The 18732-nt window shown below is 61.7% G+C and carries 20 protein-coding genes; 10 read left to right on the top strand and 10 right to left on the bottom strand.

What is annotated here, in order from left to right:
* Positions 1–114 precede the first annotated feature (114 nt).
* The 3 genes from OGV19_RS03205 to OGV19_RS03195 all read left to right on the top strand — a co-directional run bounded on the left by OGV19_RS03205 (position 115) and on the right by OGV19_RS03195 (position 2822).
* Positions 115–702 carry a YecA/YgfB family protein gene (locus OGV19_RS03205; RefSeq protein WP_012273599.1) on the top strand — a complete coding sequence of 196 codons (588 nt, stop codon included), beginning with the start codon at positions 115–117 and terminating at the stop codon, positions 700–702.
* A gap of 7 nt (positions 703–709) precedes the next feature.
* Positions 710–1075, top strand: a complete 366-nt coding sequence (locus OGV19_RS03200) for a YbaN family protein (RefSeq protein ID WP_264312103.1) — start codon at positions 710–712, stop codon at positions 1073–1075.
* A gap of 373 nt (positions 1076–1448) precedes the next feature.
* Positions 1449–2822, top strand: a complete 1374-nt coding sequence (locus OGV19_RS03195) for a TolC family outer membrane protein (protein ID WP_264312102.1) — start codon at positions 1449–1451, stop codon at positions 2820–2822.
* A 99-nt stretch (positions 2823–2921) separates the two neighbouring features.
* Here the strand turns inward: OGV19_RS03195 and OGV19_RS03190 are convergent, their stop codons facing one another.
* The 3 genes from OGV19_RS03190 to OGV19_RS03180 form a co-directional block, all read right to left on the bottom strand.
* On the bottom strand, positions 2922–3521 hold the full coding sequence (locus OGV19_RS03190) for a tRNA-uridine aminocarboxypropyltransferase (protein ID WP_264312101.1): 600 nt from the start codon (positions 3519–3521) through the stop codon (positions 2922–2924).
* Between the two features lie 75 nt (positions 3522–3596).
* Positions 3597–5162: a methyl-accepting chemotaxis protein gene (locus OGV19_RS03185; protein WP_264312100.1), complete on the bottom strand. Its 1566-nt coding sequence runs from the start codon at positions 5160–5162 to the stop codon at positions 3597–3599.
* 135 nt (positions 5163–5297) lie between these two features.
* A complete protein-coding gene (locus OGV19_RS03180; RefSeq protein ID WP_264312099.1) occupies positions 5298–6191 on the bottom strand; it encodes a LysR family transcriptional regulator in 894 nt (297 codons plus the stop codon).
* 223 nt (positions 6192–6414) lie between these two features.
* On the opposite strand from OGV19_RS03180, the gene speB reads away from it, so the two are divergent.
* Both speB and OGV19_RS03170 read left to right on the top strand, forming a co-directional pair.
* The gene (gene speB, locus OGV19_RS03175; protein WP_027593127.1) at positions 6415–7365 is read left to right on the top strand and encodes an agmatinase; all 951 of its coding nucleotides are present in this window, start codon (positions 6415–6417) and stop codon (positions 7363–7365) included.
* Positions 7366–7521: 156 nt separating this feature from the next.
* Positions 7522–8901: a sodium:solute symporter family protein gene (locus OGV19_RS03170; RefSeq protein WP_264312098.1), complete on the top strand. Its 1380-nt coding sequence runs from the start codon at positions 7522–7524 to the stop codon at positions 8899–8901.
* Between the two features lie 77 nt (positions 8902–8978).
* Here the strand turns inward: OGV19_RS03170 and OGV19_RS03165 are convergent, their stop codons facing one another.
* Entirely contained in the window at positions 8979–9107 is a 129-nt protein-coding gene (locus OGV19_RS03165) for a PA1414 family protein (protein ID WP_256214945.1), read from the bottom strand.
* 124 nt (positions 9108–9231) lie between these two features.
* Positions 9232–10125: a putrescine utilization regulator PtrR gene (gene ptrR / locus OGV19_RS03160; RefSeq protein ID WP_264312097.1), complete on the bottom strand. Its 894-nt coding sequence runs from the start codon at positions 10123–10125 to the stop codon at positions 9232–9234.
* A gap of 106 nt (positions 10126–10231) precedes the next feature.
* On the opposite strand from ptrR, the gene OGV19_RS03155 reads away from it, so the two are divergent.
* Positions 10232–11413: an MFS transporter gene (locus tag OGV19_RS03155; protein ID WP_264312096.1), complete on the top strand. Its 1182-nt coding sequence runs from the start codon at positions 10232–10234 to the stop codon at positions 11411–11413.
* 9 nt (positions 11414–11422) lie between these two features.
* On the opposite strand, the gene OGV19_RS03150 is transcribed toward OGV19_RS03155, so the two are convergent.
* Positions 11423–12349 carry a DMT family transporter gene (locus tag OGV19_RS03150; RefSeq protein WP_264312095.1) on the bottom strand — a complete coding sequence of 309 codons (927 nt, stop codon included), beginning with the start codon at positions 12347–12349 and terminating at the stop codon, positions 11423–11425.
* Positions 12350–12455: 106 nt separating this feature from the next.
* Positions 12456–12851 (bottom strand): transcriptional regulator, encoded by a 396-nt coding sequence (locus OGV19_RS03145; protein WP_264312094.1) that lies wholly within the window; start codon positions 12849–12851, stop codon positions 12456–12458.
* A gap of 130 nt (positions 12852–12981) precedes the next feature.
* On the opposite strand from OGV19_RS03145, the gene OGV19_RS03140 reads away from it, so the two are divergent.
* From OGV19_RS03140 to OGV19_RS03130, 3 genes are all read left to right on the top strand, one after another.
* Positions 12982–13284, top strand: coding sequence for a type II toxin-antitoxin system RelE/ParE family toxin (locus tag OGV19_RS03140; RefSeq protein ID WP_264312093.1), 303 nt, complete (start codon positions 12982–12984; stop codon positions 13282–13284).
* The gene (locus OGV19_RS03135) at positions 13277–13570 is read left to right on the top strand and encodes an addiction module antidote protein (RefSeq protein WP_027593133.1); all 294 of its coding nucleotides are present in this window, start codon (positions 13277–13279) and stop codon (positions 13568–13570) included. The genes OGV19_RS03140 and OGV19_RS03135 overlap by 8 nt, the downstream gene beginning before the upstream one ends.
* Positions 13571–13682: 112 nt before the next feature.
* Positions 13683–13955 carry a hypothetical protein gene (locus tag OGV19_RS03130; RefSeq protein WP_264312092.1) on the top strand — a complete coding sequence of 91 codons (273 nt, stop codon included), beginning with the start codon at positions 13683–13685 and terminating at the stop codon, positions 13953–13955.
* A gap of 56 nt (positions 13956–14011) precedes the next feature.
* Here the strand turns inward: OGV19_RS03130 and OGV19_RS03125 are convergent, their stop codons facing one another.
* Positions 14012–15373: a DEAD/DEAH box helicase gene (locus OGV19_RS03125; protein ID WP_264312091.1), complete on the bottom strand. Its 1362-nt coding sequence runs from the start codon at positions 15371–15373 to the stop codon at positions 14012–14014.
* Positions 15374–15477: 104 nt separating this feature from the next.
* Between OGV19_RS03125 and OGV19_RS03120 the strand changes: the two genes are divergently transcribed.
* Positions 15478–16764 (top strand): mechanosensitive ion channel family protein, encoded by a 1287-nt coding sequence (locus tag OGV19_RS03120; protein WP_264312090.1) that lies wholly within the window; start codon positions 15478–15480, stop codon positions 16762–16764.
* 120 nt (positions 16765–16884) lie between these two features.
* Here OGV19_RS03120 and OGV19_RS03115 read toward each other — a convergent pair whose 3' ends face one another.
* Together OGV19_RS03115 and OGV19_RS03110 are read right to left on the bottom strand one after the other, a co-directional pair.
* Positions 16885–17820, bottom strand: a complete 936-nt coding sequence (locus OGV19_RS03115) for an AEC family transporter (RefSeq protein ID WP_264312089.1) — start codon at positions 17818–17820, stop codon at positions 16885–16887.
* Position 17821: 1 nt separating this feature from the next.
* Positions 17822–18697, bottom strand: a complete 876-nt coding sequence (locus OGV19_RS03110; protein ID WP_264312088.1) for a carboxylate/amino acid/amine transporter — start codon at positions 18695–18697, stop codon at positions 17822–17824.
* Between the last annotated feature and the right edge of the window lie 35 nt (positions 18698–18732).

The following is an 18732-nucleotide window of genomic DNA, read 5'->3' as shown; positions in this document are numbered from 1 at the left end:
TATACCCCAGTGCCAACCCACGCAGGGCGCCGCTGTGACAGACGTTCCCTTTGCCCCGCCATCGCTGCAAGGTGCTAGAATTCACTATCGTTTATTCCCCAAGGTAGCCCTGTAATGTCCTTCGCCGAGCAACTCACCCGCCTGCAAGCCTTCCTCGACGCCGACGAGCTGCACGAAGAAGCGCTGGACTACGTCGCCGCCCACGGCTACCTCACAGCCCTGTCGATCAATGCCGAGGACGTTCCCGAGCGTGAATGGATCGACGCCCTGTTCGCCGAAGAGCCACACTACGCCAGCGATGCCCAGCGCACCGAAATCGAAGCGACCCTGGTGGCGCTGAAGGCTCACATCGCCCGCCAACTGGCCAGCGACGAAGAGTTCGACCTGCCGTGCGAACTGGACCTGACCGACGAGCCGGACGATTCCGACCTGCGCGGCTGGTGCATCGGTTTCATGGAAGGCGTGTTCCTGCGCGAAGAGGCCTGGTTCGAGAACGCCGAGGAAGAAGTCAGCGAGATGCTGCTGCCGATCATGGTCGGTTCGGGCCTGTTCGACGAGCAACCAGAGTTTGCCGACATCGCCAGCAACGCCAACCTGCAGGATGACATGATTGTGCAGATCCCAGAGGCACTGAGCGCGCTGTTCCTGCTGCTGCACGCCCCTGACGAGAAGCCGGCGCTGCTCAAGCCTCGCCATCACTGAGTCGGCTGTGCGCTACCTGCTGCTGGCCATCGGCTGGCTCAGCGTCGCGCTGGGGGTGCTGGGGATATTCCTGCCGGTGTTGCCTACCACCCCTTTCCTGTTATTGGCGGCGGCCTGCTTTGCCCGCAGTTCGCCCCGCTTTCATCACTGGCTGGTCCATCACCCCAAACTCGGGCCGTGGATCCGTGATTACCTCAGTGGCGAAGGCATTCCGCTCAAAGGCAAGGTCTACGCCATCGGCCTGATGTGGGCCAGCATCGGTCTGTCTTGCTACCTGGTGCCGCTGTTCTGGGCTCGGGCCTTCATGCTCACCAGTGCAGTGCTGGTCAGCGTGTATATCCTCAAGCAGAAGACCCTGCGCAAGCCGGGGTGAACGCGTGCGCCAGTAAAGGCACCCTCACGGATGCCTATACCTTCCCAAAATCCCGGATCGTCAATATTTTGTCGCCAAATATCTCTTTGGCCTATCCAGGCTTTTTTTTAGCTGCAAAAGTTCTGGAACCCTCTGTAAACCATGAAAAACGAGACTTTCAGCGGCTTTCAAATTGCCTGGTTTGAACCATTCCTCGCCCACCCTTAGATCTAATAGGTCAAATAAAATTAACTGTTATGAGAAAATCTTCTTACATCTTTGATTGAATGTTCTTAGCTTCGTTGTTAAAAACCTGACACGGTTTGCATGATAAATATATCGTCATTTTTTTGGCGACAAGCAGGACTTATTCTAGGATCAGGGAGAGGTACCCATGCGCGTTTTGAACCCCATCACCAGTGCATTACTGTTGGCCATGGCGTGTGCCAACGTACAGGCGATGTCGATTACCGAGGCTGTCCAGAGCGCCGTGGACTACCATCCGCAGATCAGCTCCAACCGCAACAGCAAGTTGTCTGCCGATGAAGACGTGAAATTCGCGCGTGGTGGTTACTACCCTTCCGTGGACTTGGTCGCAGGTTATGGTCGCCAGCGTTCCGACAACCTCAATACCCGCGGCTCCAACCCCGACGGTACCCGCAACCACGACAAAGCCACCCTCAGCTACACCCAGTCGGAGCTGCGCCTGCGACAGATGCTCTTCGACGGCTTCAACACCTCGAACGAAGTAGGCCGCACCGAGGCGGTCGCCACCTCTCGCGCCTACTACACCCAGGCAGTCGCCCAGGATGTTGCCCTGCGCGCGGTGGAGGTCTACCTCGAGGTACTCAAGCGCCGTGAGCTGGTGACGCTGGCCAAGAACAACCTGCAAGCCCACCTGCGGGTAAACGACCAGATCGGCCTGCGCACCGAGCGCGGCGTCGGCAGCACCGCCGACCTTGATCAGTCCCGCGCCCGCCGTGCATTGGCAGAAAACAACCTGGACACCGCCGAAGTCGACTTGGCCGATGCCGAGGCCAATTTCTTCAGCGTCATCGGCAAACACCCCGATGAACTGGAAGGGCCGCAATCGATCAAGGTAGAGATCCCTGGCACCCTCGACGATGCGCGCGAAGGCATGCGCCAGAACAACCCTTACATCAAATCCGCCCAGGCCGACGTCAACGCTGCCGAGCAGCAATACGAAGTGGCCAAGTCGACCTTCTACCCACGTCTGGACGCCGTGCTGGCCACAGGTGCCAACAACAACCTAGGCGGCGAGAAGGGCCACAGCAACAATGACTGGCAGGCCGGTGTCGAGCTCAACTACAACGTGTTCCGCGGCGGCAGCGACAAGGCTCGCCTGCAGTCCGATGCCCACAAGATCAACCAGGCACTGGACATCCGCAACAACGCGCTGCGCGAGCTGACCGAGAACCTGAGCCTGTCTTGGAACGCCATGAACAACGCGCGCAAGCAGACCCCGACGGCGCGTGAATACGCCGAGACCACCAAGCGTGTACGTGCCGCTTACCAGGATCAGTTCGGCCTTGGCCAACGCACCCTGCTCGACGTGCTCGACAGTGAGAACGAACTGTACAACGCCGATCGCCGCTACACCGAAGTGCGCTACACCGAGGAGTTCTCGATGTACCGGGTTCTGGCAACCATGGGCGAGTTGCTGAGCAAGCAACGTATCTCGCTGCCGCCGGAAGCCATTGCCAGCAATGAAGTGAAGACCGACGCACAGCTGCCTGAGATGCGTTGATTTAACCGTAGGGGGATTGCCAGCCTCCTGGGGTTAGATCCGCGCAAACCTGTAGGAGCTGGCTTGCCTGCGATGGGTCGCACAGCGACCCCATTGGCCTTAACGGGTGCCGTGATTGCGCTGGAACGTCTCGGCGCCCATGGCCTTGATCTGCCCCTCGATCAGGGCTTCGAAGGGTTTGAGCAATGCATCGAAGCTGAACGGCTGCTCCAGCACGTTCAGCGCCTCGACCACCGCCTCGATGGTCGACAACGCCCCCGGCTCCGGCGCCTTGCGCAGCCGGTAGCGCGAAGGCGCAACCGCCGCCAGCGTCACACGCGGCAATGTCTCCAGCAATGGGTTCAGGTACAGCAGCTTGCGTGCCTTGCGCCAGGTGCCATCAGGCACGATCAACAGCAAGGGCCTGTCATCCTCCTCACCATAAACCGTCAGCACCTGGGCGTGATCGCCTGGGAACAGCAGCACCGGCCGGTAGCCTGGCGTCTGCAGCAACTCAACGAGGTCTTCGAACACCTCGCCAATGCGCAACTCGGCATTGACCAGGCCAAGGGCGGCCAGGCGGGCGGTATTCAGGGCGTGCGCGCTTTCACTGGGGTGCTGCAGCAGGACCACGCGGGTGCGGCTGTCGAGCGAGGGGATCAGTGGGCAAAGGCAGTGATCGAGCGGGCGCTGGCAGCGCTCGCAGCGGGGTCTGGACATCGGCTTCTCCTTACCGGGCGCAGTGTGCCATAGCCCTGCAGAAAAGCCCCACATCCTTGTGGGATAGGCTCGAAGTTAGCGGTTGAAACGCTCCGCCAGGCTGTGCAGGTACTCCGCCATGCGCTCCAGGTCCTGGCTAATTTCCGCCCCCTGCCTGGCCTGCCCGGCGCTCTGATCGCACAGCTGTGCAATCCTGACGATCTGCTGGTTGATGTCTTCGGCAACATGACTTTGCTGCTCCGAAGCCGTCGCCATCTGCTGGCTCATGCCCGTGATCCGGCTAACCGCCTGGGCAATGCCGGTCAACGCCGCTTGCACCGCTTCGACACTGTGTACGCTGTCGCGGGAAATTTGCTCGCCACGGGTAGCCGTACTGACCGCCCGTTCAGCCCCCGCCCGCAGCGAGGCGATGATCTGATGGATCTCCTCGGTCGAGGCACGGGTACGCTGGGCCAGTGAACGCACCTCATCGGCTACCACGGCAAACCCGCGACCCTGCTCACCGGCCCGCGCCGCCTCGATGGCAGCATTGAGCGCCAGCAGGTTGGTCTGGTCGGCAATCGAGGTGATCGTGTCGACCACACTGCCAATCGACTGGGTCTGTTCAGCCAAGGCGTTGACGGCCTGGCCTATATCGTTGACCGCATCACTCATGCTGCCCATCGCCTTGAGGCTCTGCTGGGCCAACTCACTGCCTTGCTGCGCCAACTGGTCGGCATCACCTGCGGCATGGGCGGTGCTTTGCACGTTATGGGTGACCTCCTGAATGGTCGCTGCCATCTGCGCGATCGCCGTGGCGGACTGGTCGGTTTCGCTGCGCTGGCGGTCGAGCATCTGCGCCTGGGCGTCGGACAGGTCGGCCGACTGCGCCGCCCGCGACTTCACCCCGACCCCGGCGTCCACCAGGCGGGTCAAGGCAGTTTGCAAGCGTGCCTCTTCGCTGAGGATGGCCAGGTCCAGCTGGCCTTGCAGGCCCAGATTGTCGCTGTACGTCAACGCCACCAACGGGCTGGTGAAGGCTTTTGGGTGCTCGCCAAGTGTGCGCCGAATGGCCTGGCTGTGCTGATGCTCGACCAGGTACCAGGCCAGCAACAAGCTGGCCATCAATACCCCCAAGGCCGCATAGGGCGGTAGCCACAGGTAGCTTGCCGCCGACAGCAGGCCCGCGCCAATCAGCGGCCAGCCGTGCCCCAATTCATGCCCTAGCCGCGCCGCCCAGGATACCGGCGAACGGCCGGCACGCAACCGCGCGTACAGGGCTTCGGCGCGGTGAATCTGCTCGCGCGTCGGCACCGAACGCACCGACTCATAGCCGCTGACCCTGCCCTGCTCATACACCGGGGTGACATAGGCGCTGACCCAGTAGTAATCGCCATTTTTGGCGCGGTTCTTGACCACGCCCATCCAGGGTTTGCCTTGCTTGATGGTGTCCCACATGTGGCCGAAGACCGCCGGCGGCATGTCGGGGTGACGCACCAGGTTGTGGGTCTGGCCAACCAGTTCGTCGTAGGTAAAACCGCTGATCGCCACGAAAGCGTCATTGCAGTAGGTAATGCGGCTGTTGAGGTCCGTCGTGGAAATCAGGCGTTGTTCGCTGGAAAAGGTTCTTTCGTGCTCAGTGACGGGCAAATTCATGCGCATCTTGGGCAATCCTTGCAGGATGAAATAGGGGGGATCTTCAGCGCACGTTGATGTTTAGCAGAGCGCTATCAGGTTAGCGGTCAAGTCCTGTAGGAATTGAGCCCATCCCGACGGAATGCATAAACCTGGTGTGCATCAGCCGACGTTGAGCTGACTTTTGAGCAAGTCGCGGAAGGTCTGAATCAAAGGCTCGCGGCTACGACCACGGCGAATGATCAGCGAAAATGGCGCCTGGTAACCGAAGGTCGACGGCGACAATACCCGTAAATCGCCCTTCTCCACCCACGCCTGGGCATAATGCTCTGGCAGGTAACCGATGTAGGCACCGGACAGTATCAGAATCAGCTGCGCCTCCATGCTCTCGACGGTCGCCGCGCTGTGCTTGAAGCCATGCCGGGCCAGCTCTGCCTGGCTCCAGTAGCCGCGACCGACCATGCGCTGCTGAGTCACCACCTGCTCATGGATGCGCCGTTCGGCGAACAAGGGGTGGCGGCTGCTGCAATACAACCAGTGCTGCTCCCGGTACAGCGGTTGATAGACCAGGCCACTCATGCGCGAGGAAAACGCCCCAATGGCCAGGTCGAGGCGGTTGTCCTGTACACCCAGTTGCAGTTCGTAGGGGCTGGACACCGACAGGTGCAGGTGCACCGCCGGGTGCTCCTGGCTGTAAGCGCCGATGGCTTCGGCCAGCGGCAGTGCGCGATCACCCACGGTGGAGTCGATCACGCCCAGGTTAAGTGTGCCGCGCAGCTCGCCCTTGAGCGCCGCGGCATATTGCTCGAAGCCATCGAGCTCGGCCAGCAGGCGCAGGCTCTCCTGATGGAACAGCTCGCCCTTGCTGGTCAGGCTGAACCCCCCGCGCCCCCGGTGGCAAAGAACAATACCCAGCCCGCCTTCCAGCTGGCTCATGTAGGTGCTGATGGCCGACGTCGACAGGTTCAACTCGCGCTGGGCGTTGGCGAAGCCCTGGTGGCGCACCACGCTGACGAAGATGCGCAGGAGTTTCAGATCAGGCAGGGTCGAGGCCATGGTGCAACAATTCCACAACGGTAAATGCGTGAAGTCTAACCGGTTGCGGGGTATTAGTTCAGAAATTCCTGAAGTAAGTATTTGCCGGTAGCGATTCTTCCCGTGCACTACCTTGAGCAAACTCGGCCGAAATGTCCTGCCCGCCGGCACAACCAAAGCAAACAGGCGCGCCGCGGCACAGGTTCGAACAAACACAACAATCGACCGACTGATGAGGCCCACCGTGGACAAGACTCTCCACCAACCACTGGGCGGCAACGAAATGCCGCGTTTCGGCGGCATCGCCACCATGCTCCGCCTCCCCCACCTGCAAAGCGCCGCCGGCCTCGATGCCGCGTTCATCGGCGTGCCCCTGGACATCGGCACCTCGCTGCGCTCTGGCACCCGCTTCGGCCCACGGCAGATCCGCGCCGAATCGGTGATGATCCGCCCGTACAACATGGCCACCGGGGCCGCGCCTTTCGACTCGCTGTCGGTAGCCGACATCGGTGACGTGGCCATCAACACCTTCAACCTGCTCGACGCCGTGCGCATCATCGAAGAAGCCTACGATGAAATCGTCGAGCACAATGTCATCCCGATGACCCTGGGCGGCGATCACACCATCACCCTGCCGATCCTGCGTGCCCTGCACAAAAAGCACGGCAAGATCGGCCTGGTGCACATCGATGCCCACGCCGACGTCAACGATCACATGTTCGGCGAAAAGATCGCCCACGGCACCACCTTCCGCCGCGCCGTGGAAGAGGGCCTGCTCGACTGTGACCGCGTGGTGCAGATCGGCCTGCGCGCCCAGGGCTACACCGCCGACGACTTCAACTGGAGCCGTCGCCAGGGCTTTCGTGTAGTCCAGGCCGAAGAATGCTGGCACAAATCGCTGGAACCGCTGATGGCCGAAGTCCGCGAAAAGGTCGGCGGTGGCCCGGTGTACCTGTCGTTCGATATCGACGGCATCGACCCTGCCTGGGCGCCAGGCACCGGCACTCCTGAAATCGGGGGCTTGACCACGATCCAGGCGATGGAGATCATTCGCGGCTGTCACGGCCTGGACCTGATCGGCTGTGACCTTGTCGAAGTCTCCCCGCCTTACGACACCACCGGCAACACCTCGCTGCTCGGCGCCAACCTGCTGTTCGAAATGCTCTGCGTGCTGCCGGGCGTCGTGCGTCGCTGAAGTTGGCCACACCGCACGGCACCGCTTGATCGCTATACCCCGGCAGGAGCCATGAGGGAGGGCCACTGAGGCCCGTCAACACAAGACAAGACCGCCGGGTGGCGCTAAGCCCGCGCGGTCGATCTCGCCATAATAAAGATAATCGGGAGACTCCCAATGGCCTTGGACATCATTGTTGTAATGATCTATACCGCCGGCATGCTCGGCCTTGGCTGGTATGGCATGCGGCGTGCGAAAACCCACGAAGACTACCTGGTGGCCGGGCGCAATCTCGGCCCGACCCTGTACATGGGCACCATGGCCACCACCGTACTGGGCGGTGCGTCCACCGTCGGCACCGTGCGCCTGGGCTATGTCCACGGCATTTCTGGCTTCTGGCTGTGCGCAGCCCTGGGCCTGGGCATCATCGCCCTCAACCTGTTCCTCGCCAAACCCCTGCTGCGCCTGCGCATCTTTACCGTGACCCAGGTCCTGGAGCGGCGCTACAACCCCATGGCACGTCAGGCCAGCGCGGTGATCATGCTGGCTTACGCCCTGATGATCGGCGTCACCTCGACCCTGGCCATGGCAACGGTGCTGCAGGTACTGCTTGAGTTGCCGTTCTGGATGTCGCTGCTGCTCGGCGGTGGCGTGGTGGTGCTCTATTCGACCATCGGTGGCATGTGGTCGCTGACCCTGACCGACATCGTCCAGTTCGTCATCAAGACCGTCGGCCTGATGTTCATCTTGCTGCCAGTCTGCCTGTACAAAGCCGGCGGCTGGGACACCTTGGTGGCCAAACTGCCAGCGGCAAGCTTCCAACTGACCTCCATCGGTTGGGACACCATCATCACTTACTTCCTGATCTACTTCTTCGGCATCCTCATCGGCCAGGACATCTGGCAGCGGGTATTCACTGCCCGTGACGAGAAGGTCTGCCAACGTGCCGGTACCACTGCAGGTGTCTACTGCGTGGTGTACGGCCTGGCCTGCGCCATGATCGGTATGGCCGCGCACGTGCTGATGCCGGACTTGGCCAACCCGAACAATGCCTTTGCCGAGATGATCAAGAGCACCCTGCCCGATGGCATTCGCGGCCTGCTGATGGCGGCGGCCCTGGCAGCCATGATGTCCACCGCCAGCGCCGGCCTGCTGGCCGCGTCCACCACCCTGACCGAAGACCTGCTGCCCAAGCTGCGTGGCGGCAAGCAATCGAGTCTGGGCATCAGCCGCCTGTTCACCCTGCTCACGGGCCTGGTGGTACTGGGCATCGCTTTGGTGGTGAACGATGTGATCAACGCCTTGACCTTGGCCTACAACCTGCTGGTCGGCGGCATGCTGATCCCGTTGATCGGTGCGATCTTCTGGAAACGCGCCACCACCGCAGGTGCAATCGCCAGCATGTCGCTGGGCTTTGCTACCGCGCTGTTGTTCATGTTCAAGGATGGGCTGGAAGCCAACACGCCGATCTACTACAGCCTGGCGATCGGCCTGGTGAGCTTCGTGGGGGTCAGCCTGATGTCGCGTAAATCGGTGGCAGCGATGAAGCTGGCCTGATACCGCTACCCAAGACTGACGATCCGCAGCAACAAAAAGGCCGCCGCATCAGCAATGATGCGGCGGCCTTTGTCATGTCAGCGACGGCGCGGTTGGCGCTTGCGCTGCTCTTCATCAGTCGGGATCGGCACCGGCTGCAAGGGCGGTGGAATCAACCCCAGTGCGACAGCCAAGTCGTGGAGCCAGTTGAACAGTGGTTTCTTCATAGTGCCCCCTTGACGGGTCAGCCTCACGGTCAATCAATCCAGTGATGTTTCATACAGATCATAGCCCGATGTCCTGTATTACGCATGCATCTGTTCCTAGAGATAGGGGCCATTTTGACGCGGATCAAGGCGAAACGCCGCATTCCGACGACTGGTTTATCGTTTCGGTTTGTTGCAGATCGATCCACGCCTGCAAATTTGCCCCGCGCATGCCCTGGCGCCACATCAACCAGGTCACCGCCTGATCGAACGGCGCCTGCAGCCGATGAACCCGCACCCGGTCGCGCCCAGGCAGGCTGTCGAGCATGGACTGCGCCATCATGGCCACGCCCGCGCCAGCAATCACGCAGGCCAGCATGCTCTGGTAGGACTCGATCTCCATCACCCGCCCCATCGGCGTATGGGCGTGGGCATACCAGGCCTCAAGGCGCATCCGGTACGAGCAGCCCTGGCGGAAGGTGAACACGGCTTTGCCTGCCACATCTTTTGCCGTGTGCACGGGCGGGTGCTCGGGGCTGGTGATCAACACCAGCTGCTCTTCGCACAGCGGCACACCGTCCAGCCCGGCCAGGCTCGGCGGGCCGTCCACCAATGCCGCGTCCAGGCCATGGCTGAGCAAACCCTCGAACAACTCGCCACTGGGCGCTGCGCGCACCTGCAGGTTCACCGCCGGATACGCCTGGTGATAACGCGCCAGCAATGCAGGCAGGTGAGTGGCTGCGGTGCTGTACATGGTGCCCAGCACGAATTCCCCGGCCGGCTGGCCGCCCTGTATGGCTGCCACCGCCTCGTCACGCAGGGCAGACAGGCGATTGGCGTAGTCCAGCAACACCTTGCCCGCCGGCGACAATTGCAGGCGCTGGCGCTCGCGCAAAAACAGCTCTACGCCCAATTGCTCTTCGAGCTGGCGCAAGCGTGTCGACAGGTTCGACGGCACCCGATGCAGGCGCTCGGCGGCGCGGGTGACGGAACCTTCCTCGGCCACCGCCTGGAAGATGCGCAGCTGGCTGAACTCCATAACATTCTCCAAAACAGAACAACTTCCTCATCATTATTCAATTTTATTGAACATAAAAGCCCCCTAACCTGCCATCCATCGCCAACAAATCTGCAGGAGTGCCTCCATGTCGCCGCTGATACACCTGCTGGCCAGCGCCGTGGCGCTGATGATGGCCATGGGCATAGGTCGCTTCGCCCTTACCCCGCAACTGCCGCAGCTGATCGCTGAAGGCCAGTTTGACCTCACGGCCGCCGGACTGGTCGCGGCAGCCAACTACCTCGGTTACTTCCTGGGTGCGGTGGATGCCATGTTCGCTCGCAAACCTGCCCAGGTGCGTCTGCGCCTGCACGGCGGCCTGTGGCTGTGCGTACTGTTGACCCTGGCTTCATGGGCCGCCGATGGCTTCTGGCCCCACCTGCTGCTGCGCTTTGGCACAGGCGTGGCCAGCGCCTGGGTACTGGTGATGATCACCAGCCTCAGCCAGCACGTTGCCAGTGCACACAATCGCCAGCGCCTGGGTGCCCTGGTTTTCGCCGGCCCAGGCCTGGGTATCGCCGTTACGGGTCTGTTGGCCCTCGGTGCGCATGTGCTGGGGCTGGGTTCGGCAGCCCTGTGGCTGATTTATGCCAGCGCTGCGCTGATCATGCTGTTGGCGGTGGGGCGTTGGTTGCCACAGCCGCAGGCGCTAGCGATTGCCCCGGCGACTGTGCAGCGAGGCACAACGCGAAATGTCGGCATCGCTCGCCTTGGGCTGGTCTATGCGTTGTACGGCGTCGGTTACATTCTGCCGGCCACCTTCTTGTCACAGATGGCCAACCAGCAATTTCAGGGGCAATGGATGGCCGACCTGTTCTGGCCTGCCTTTGGTGTGGCAGCCGCGCTGGGCGTGCTGCTGGTGAGCGTGCGCCGAGCCGGCCGCACCTCTACCTGGCTGACTGCCACCCTGTGGCTGCAAGGGCTGGGCGTGCTGGCATGCCTGATGGGCGGTGGCCTTGGCCTGGGGTTGGGCGTGGTGCTTTGCGGTGCGCCGTTCCTGGCCTGCATGCAGCTGGTGATGCAGCGTTCGCGGGAACTGGCGCCGCATGCGACGCAGCGTAATGCGGGGCTGCTCACGGCGTGCTTTGCACTCGGCCAACTGAGTGGGCCGTTGTTGGCGACGGTCAGCAACCACTACACAGGGAGTTTACAGCCGGCTTTGCTGCTGGCAGCGAGTGGCTTGGCCGTAGCCGGGGTGCTGGTGCTGGCGGGAGGCCATGCCAACCCCAGCTGCCTGGCGCAAAACTCAGCTGATGCGCAATCGGTGTAGAGGCACTTGTTACCCCACCCATTTGCGCAGTTGCTGCTTCACCCAAGGCTCGGCGCTCACCAGGATCACCCCAAGCAGTACCATCACTGCCCCGAGTACGAAGTTCACGCTCAGAGGCTCATCCAGCAGCAGCACCCCGAACGTCACGCCGAACAGCGGCGTGATGAACGAGAACACCGCGAGGTTCGACGCCAAGTACTTGCGCAACAACCAGAACCAGGTCAGGTAGCTGACAAACGACACCACGATCCCTTGGAACAGCACACTGCCGACCGCCAACGGCGTCAGCGACACCGCGCCGATCTGGCCGCTGAGCAAGGCAATCAACAGCAGCCCGGCAAAGCCGACGGCCAGCTGATAGAACAAGGTCAAGGTCGCCGGTGCTTCCGACAGCCGCGAACAGCGCACTACCACGGTCGTCGCGCCCCAGGCCAGCCCTGCCACAACGCCAAAGGCGTCGCCCAGCAAGGTGCGGCTGTCCATTTCTTCAAACGACATACCCCCGGCAAACGCCGTGGCAATCCCACCGAAGGCCAGCAAGATCCCCAACCACTGCAACAGCCGCAGTCGCTCACTGGGCAGCATGAAGTGCAGGCCCAACGCCGTGAAAACGGGTGCGGTGTAGAGGAATACGGACATGTGCGCTGCCGACGTCAGCTTCAGCCCTTCGGCGATGAACAGGAATTCCACGCCAAACAGCCCGCCCGCCAACAGCCCGGCACGCCAGGTGCTGCCCACCTGCTCCCAACCACCGCGCCAGCAGATCATCAGGCCCACCAACACGGCGGCGATGCAGTTACGCAAGGCAGCCTGCATCACCGGCGCGATGTCGACAGCGGCCGTCTTGATCAGCACCTGCTGGCAGCCCCAGATCAGGCACAACCCAAGCATGACCTGGAAAGCAAAGGCGTCGGGGTTCTTCCGGGCCGCGCTCATGGGCGGGCCTTTCGGGTAGTCATTGGCATGGGCGTCAGCTCGGCAGTTTTCAGGAATTACCGATTATCGGGTTTCCATGCCCGCCCGTGCCACCCTCAAAACGACCTCAAGCAATCTGCGCCTTGGATGACACCTGTTCAAACGTCGCTTCATCCAGCGCATCGGCTTGTTCATCCAAAACCAGGCGTGGGTGCTCAAAGCCAGGAATGCTGCTGTCGATCAGGCTCAACAGGCGTGATCCGCGTTCGCTGAGGACGAAGTTTTCACCGTTGCCGCCCTCTTCATCGGGCCGGCTCTCGATAAAGCCGCGCTCGAACAGCAGCTTTTCGTATTCGCAGGCGCGGGTCTTGAGGTGGTCCAGATCGCCTATCGGCTGGCCTTTGGCGGCCAGAGCCGCAGCGTGCTGCTCGGCATAGGGGCGTGGCGTGAAGCTGTGACCGGCGCTGTTCTGCACTTCATGCAGCAAGCGCTCGATCAAGTCCCAGTCGTAGGTGGTGCTCATGGCGGCAGGCTCCTGCTGTGGACGGAAGGGGTACACAGGTTGGGACCTGCCTGCGGCGAGTCGTGTTCAGAAAAAAACAGAAACCATTTGATGCGCTAGCCAAGTGTGATTTATAAACTACATTCACCCAATGAAGAAGATCGAATCCAGCAGTTTCAGACATTGGGTGCATGGGCTCCGGGACGAAATGGCGCGTATCCGGATCATTGCTCGTATCAACCGTTTGATGGAGGGACTTCCTGGAGACGTCTCGGCAGTTGGCCACGGAGTGAGTGAACTCAGAGTTCACCATGGCCCGGGCTACCGGGTGTACTTTCACCAAGCGGGCGATACCTTAGTAATACTGCTTTGCGGCGGGGACAAGAGCAGCCAGCGGCGGGACATCAAAGCGGCTCACGAAATCCTGCGCTCCTGGAGGATGCAAAATGACTGAAACATTTTTTGAGTTCGATGCGGCCGATTACCTGACCACTCCGCAAGCCATCGCACAATTCATGTCCGATGCGCTGGAGACGGGTGACGCCAGCTACGTGGCCAAAGCCGTTGGCGTGGTGGCTCGTGCAAAAGGGATGAGCGATCTGGCGAAAGAAACTGGCTTGTCTCGTGAGCAACTTTACCGGTCGTTCAGCGAACACGGCAATCCGACCCTTAAATCGTTCCTCGCAGTCATGAAGGCGTTGGGCATAGACATGACGGCAAAACCTCACCTTGCACACTGACAACGTTGGTTGTATTGCGCCCGCGGGTTGCCGAGCCCGCCGGTCGTCGAGGCTGAACTTCAACGCATCCTCGGCCCTCCACCAGGCATCGCCAATACCGGAGGTATGAAGGATGAAACCGTCGCTGCAAATCATCGGTACCATTACCCTGTTCTGCGCCCTGCCCGCCTGGGCCTGCACGCCAGAAGAGGCCACTCAGAAGCGCGAAGAACTGGCCGGGCTGGTCAGCCAGCTGACCGAACAGAACCCGCAGAAGGCCAAGGAGATCAACGACGAGCTGCAGGGTATGGAGCTGGGGACGGCGAGCAAAGACCTACCGGACAAGTGCCAGTTGATCGATACGCGGATCAAGGAATTGAAAACAGCGGAGAAGAAAGCGGACTGACGTACGGGTGGTGAAGGCCCTATCGCCGGCAAGGCGACGACAGGGCTGCAACTGGCTTACTCAGCCGCAGGCGCGCGCTTTTTCAGCGGTGCCATGCCATCGGCGCTGGCCAGCGGTGCGTTGGCCCTTGGCTTGGCGGTCGGCTTGCGCTTGGCGCCAGCCTTCTTGTCACCCGACTTCTTCTCGACTTTTTTCTTCTTGGTACCGGCAGCCTTGCCCGAAGCCTTGACCTTTTTCGGCCCGTTGTAGGTGCCTTTCACTTCCTTGATCACCCGGCGCTCGAACTGCTGCTTGAGGTAGCGCTCGATGCTCGACATCAGGTTCCAGTCGTTGTGGGTGATCAGCGAGATCGCCAGGCCTTCGCCCCCCGCACGGCCGGTACGGCCAATACGGTGCACGTACTCGTCACCGCTGCGTGGCATGTCGAAGTTGATCACCAGGTCGAGGCCGTCGATATCCAGGCCACGGGCCGCAACGTCGGTGGCTACCAGCACCTTGGAGCTACCCTGCTTGAAACGGTCGATGGCCAGCTTGCGGTCTTTCTGGTCCTTTTCACCGTGCAGTACGAAGGCCTTCACGTCCTTGGCCACCAGGTGACCATAGATACGGTCGGCCAGGGCACGGGTGTTGGTGAAGATGATCGCCTTCTGGTAGGTCTCGTTTTCCAGCAACCACTGGACGATCTTTTCTTTGTGCTGGTCGTGGTCAGCCATGATGATCTGCTGACGGGTGCCTTCGGCCAGCTGCGAGACGCTGTTGAGCATCAGGTGCTCAGGGTCTTTCAACACCTTGCCAATGATGTCGCGTAACGCCGCGCCGCCTGTGGTGGCAGAGAACAGCAGGGTTTGCTCACGGTTCTCACACTCTTTGCACAGGCGCTCCATGTCTTCGGCAAAGCCCATGTCGAGCATGCGGTCGGCTTCGTCGAGGATCATTACCTGCACATGGGACAGGTCCAGGTTGCCGGCGTTGAGCTGCTCAAGCAGGCGACCTGGGGTGCCGATCAGCACGTCCGGCACCTTGCGCAGCATGGCGGCCTGTTCCTTGAAGTCTTCACCACCGGTAACCAGGCCAGACTTGATGTAGGTGAACTGGGAGAACAGTTGCACCTGCTTGAGGGTCTGCTGCGCCAGCTCGCGGGTAGGCAGCAGGATCAGCGCGCGGATTTCCACACGTGGGCCGCTCAGGTCAACCAGGCGATTGAGCATCGGCAGGACGAATGCCGCGGTCTTGCCACTGCCGGTCTGCGCGGTCACACGCAGGTCACGCCCTTGCAGGGCCAGGGGGATGGCCGCTGCCTGCACCGGGGTCGGCTCGACAAATTTAAGCTCGGCCACGGCTTTAAGCAGGCGTTCGTGCAGGGCGAATTGGGAAAACACGGAGGTAACCTCAGGCAAGTGCGGGAAATTCAGTTGCATAGGGTAACGTTTTCTGCCGCCATAGCCGAATTTCTTTTGGCAACTTTATCGGCATCCGCGCTCTAATGGCGCTTCGTTTGGCAATACAGACCGTTCACAAGCCCATGGATATCCAACGAATCTGGCGTGACTCCCTCGACCTCTGGGGCACCCTCGATCAACATCCCATGCTCCACGCCGCCATCGGCCTGGCCGTACTGCTGCTGATTTCGCTGGTGGTCGGCCGCCTGTCGCGCTTTCTGATGCTGCACGGCACCCGCCTGCTGGCTCGCCAACAGGCGCTGAAATGGCTGGATGACCTTCGCCACAACAAAGTCCTGCACCGGCTGGCCCAGACCACACCGTCGCTGGTGCTGCAGTTTGGCCTGAAACTGGTGCCGGAGCTGTCCGACACGGCCCAGCACTTCCTTGGCAACGTCGCCCTGGCCTTCACCCTGCTGTTCATGACCATGGCACTGTCCTGCCTGCTGGATGCCCTGCTCGACATTTACGCCCGCACCGAGCACGCCCGCACCCGCTCGATCAAGGGCTATGTGCAACTGGCCAAGATGATGTTGTGGATTTTCGCCTCCATCGTCATCGTCGCCACCCTGATCGACCGCTCGCCGTTGCTGCTGCTGTCGGGCCTGGGTGCAATGTCGGCGGTACTGCTGTTGGTCTACAAGGACACCCTGCTGTCATTCGTGGCCAGCGTGCAACTGACCAGCAACGACATGCTGCATGTGGGCGACTGGATCGAAATGCCCCAGGTGGGCGCCGATGGTGATGTGGTGGACATCACCTTGCACACGGTGAAAGTACAGAACTTCGACAAGACCATCGTCTCGATCCCGACCTGGCGCTTGATGAGCGAATCGTTCCGCAACTACCGCGGCATGCAGCAGTCGGGCGGCCGGCGCATGAAGCGCAGCCTGTTCATCGACGCGGCGGGTGTGCGTTTTCTGACCCGCGAAGAGGAACAACGCCTGACCCAGGTGCGCCTGCTCGGTGACTACCTGGCCAGCAAGCGCCAGGAGCTGCAGAACTGGAACGAAGCGCTGGGGCCGGTGGCCGAGCTGTCCGCCAACCGCCGCAAGCTGACTAATATCGGCACCTTCCGCGCGTTTGCTTTGGCCTACCTGAAGAACCACCCCAATGTGCACCAGGGCATGACGTGCATGGTCCGGCAGATGCAGACCACCGCCGAAGGGGTGCCGCTGGAGATCTACTGCTTCACCACGACCACGGTGTGGGCGGAGTACGAGCGGATCCAGGGCGATATCTTCGATTATCTGCTGGCGGTGTTGCCGGAGTTTGGCTTGAGCTTGTATCAGCAGCCGAGTGGCAATGACATGCGGGTGGGGTTGGCGGGGCGAGTGCCGCACCGCTTGGAAGAATTGAGCGAGGCTTGAGATTGCTGGGGCCGCTTTGCGGCCCATTCGCGGGGCAAGCCCGCTCCCACAGGTACAGCGCTGCCTCAGGATAAGCGGTGAACCTGTGGGAGCGGGCTCGCCCCGCGAAGAGGCTCTCCACTACCCCGCATAACCCAGCAGGTACAACAACCCGGTCAAGGTCAGCAGCGAAGCCACCGTGGAAAACAGGATCGTCCGCGAAATCAGCCCCGCCTCGCGGTTGTAATACTCAGCCAGCATGAACGGCCCGGTCCCCGTCGGCAGCGCCGCCAACAATACCGCCGACGCCGCCCACATGGTCGGCAGGCTGAACACCTTGAACGCCAGCACCCAGGTCAACGCCGGTTGCCCGACCAGTTTCAGCCCCACCAGTGGCCACGGGCTAGCCTGCCCCGTGCCCCGTTTCTCGGCCAGGAACGCCCCCAGAGAAATCAGCGCACAAGGGGTGGTCGCCAGGGCCAGCATGTCGAGAAAATGCATCACCGGCTCTGCCAATCCCAAACCAGACATGGCCCAGGCAGCCCCCACCAGCGGCGAAATAACCAGCGGATTCTTCGCCAGCGCCTTGCACACGACCCGCATGGCGCGACCGATCTGCCGCTCCTCCTGCAGGCCGATTTCGATCAGCGTCAGCGAAAGTGCAAACACCAGGCAGACCACGATCAGCGACGAAATCAGCGCCGGCTGCAGCCCAGGCTCGCCAAACAGCAGCACGCACAGCGGGATCCCGATGTACCCGGTATTGGCATAACCGGCGCTGAGCCCATCGATACTCGCCGCAGCCAGGCCATGGCCGCTGTAAAGGCGCCACCCCAGGGTGATCACGAACATCGCCAGCGCCCCGGCACCAAACGCCACGATGAAGCCTGGGTGCCAGATCTCGCTCCAGGTCGCCGTGGCGGTCACTTTGAACAGCAAGGCCGGCAGGCAGAGCCAGACCACCATCTTGTTGATTTCGGCTGCGGCCTTGTCACCGAGCTTATTGGCGCGACGACACAGGTAGCCCACCAGGATGAGGGCAAAGATCGGCGCGACGATGACGAAGATGGTATGCATGTCAGGCCTTGCGAGTCAGCGCTGCTTCCGTGCGGCTGCCCAATCGGCTCATCCACACCGACGCCAGAATCACCGCCCCGCCGATGAGCAGCCGCCCCAGTGGCTCGTGCTGGTTCCAGATCAACAGGTTGAGCAACAGCCCCACCGGCACATGCAGGTTGTTCATCACCGCCAGCGTCGCCCCGGACACCAGGCATGCGCCCTTGTTCCACCAGTACAGGCCCAGCGCGGTCGGGCACAGCCCGAGGAACAGCAACACCAGCCATTGCACGTCGGTGCTCGGCAGGTGCTGGGCATTGCCGAACAGCACAAATGCCGGCAACACGACGATCAAGGCCCCCAGGTAGAAGTAGCCGAAACGCTTGTAGTGCGGCAGGTCGCTGGGGTTTCGGGCGATCAGGTGACGGTACAGCACCTGGCCGGCCGCATAGGTGAAGTTGGCCAGCTGCAGCAACAGGAAGCCCATGAAAAATTCGCCGCTGATGCTGTCGAAGCGGATCACCGCGGCACCCGCCACGGCCACCAGCGCCGCCAGCAACGCCCAAGGGTTGAAACGCCGGTTCAAGGCATCTTCGATCAGGGTGACGTGCAACGGCGTGAGGATGGTGAACAACAGCACTTCCGGCACGGTGAGCACGCGAAAGCTCAGGTACAGGCAGACATAGGTGATGCCGTACTGCAGCGCGCCAATCAGCAGCATCGAACGTATGAAACGCGGCTCGACCTGGCGCCAGCGGGTCAGCGGCAGAAACACCAGGCCCGCCAGCAGCACCCGGGCGAGCACGGCAAAGTAACTGTCGACGTGCCCGGCCAGGTACTCGCCGATCAAGCTGAAGGAAAACGCCTGGATCAGCGCGACGATAATCAGGTAGCCCATGGTTGCCTCTCGTGGATCAAGGCGGCGACCTTAGC

Origin of the sequence: Pseudomonas putida (assembly GCF_025905425.1) — a bacterium.
In the GTDB taxonomy this organism is placed as follows: domain Bacteria; phylum Pseudomonadota; class Gammaproteobacteria; order Pseudomonadales; family Pseudomonadaceae; genus Aquipseudomonas; species Aquipseudomonas putida_AF.
Note: the sequence above shows the minus strand (reverse complement) of the source record. Positions and strands in the feature narration are given on the sequence as shown.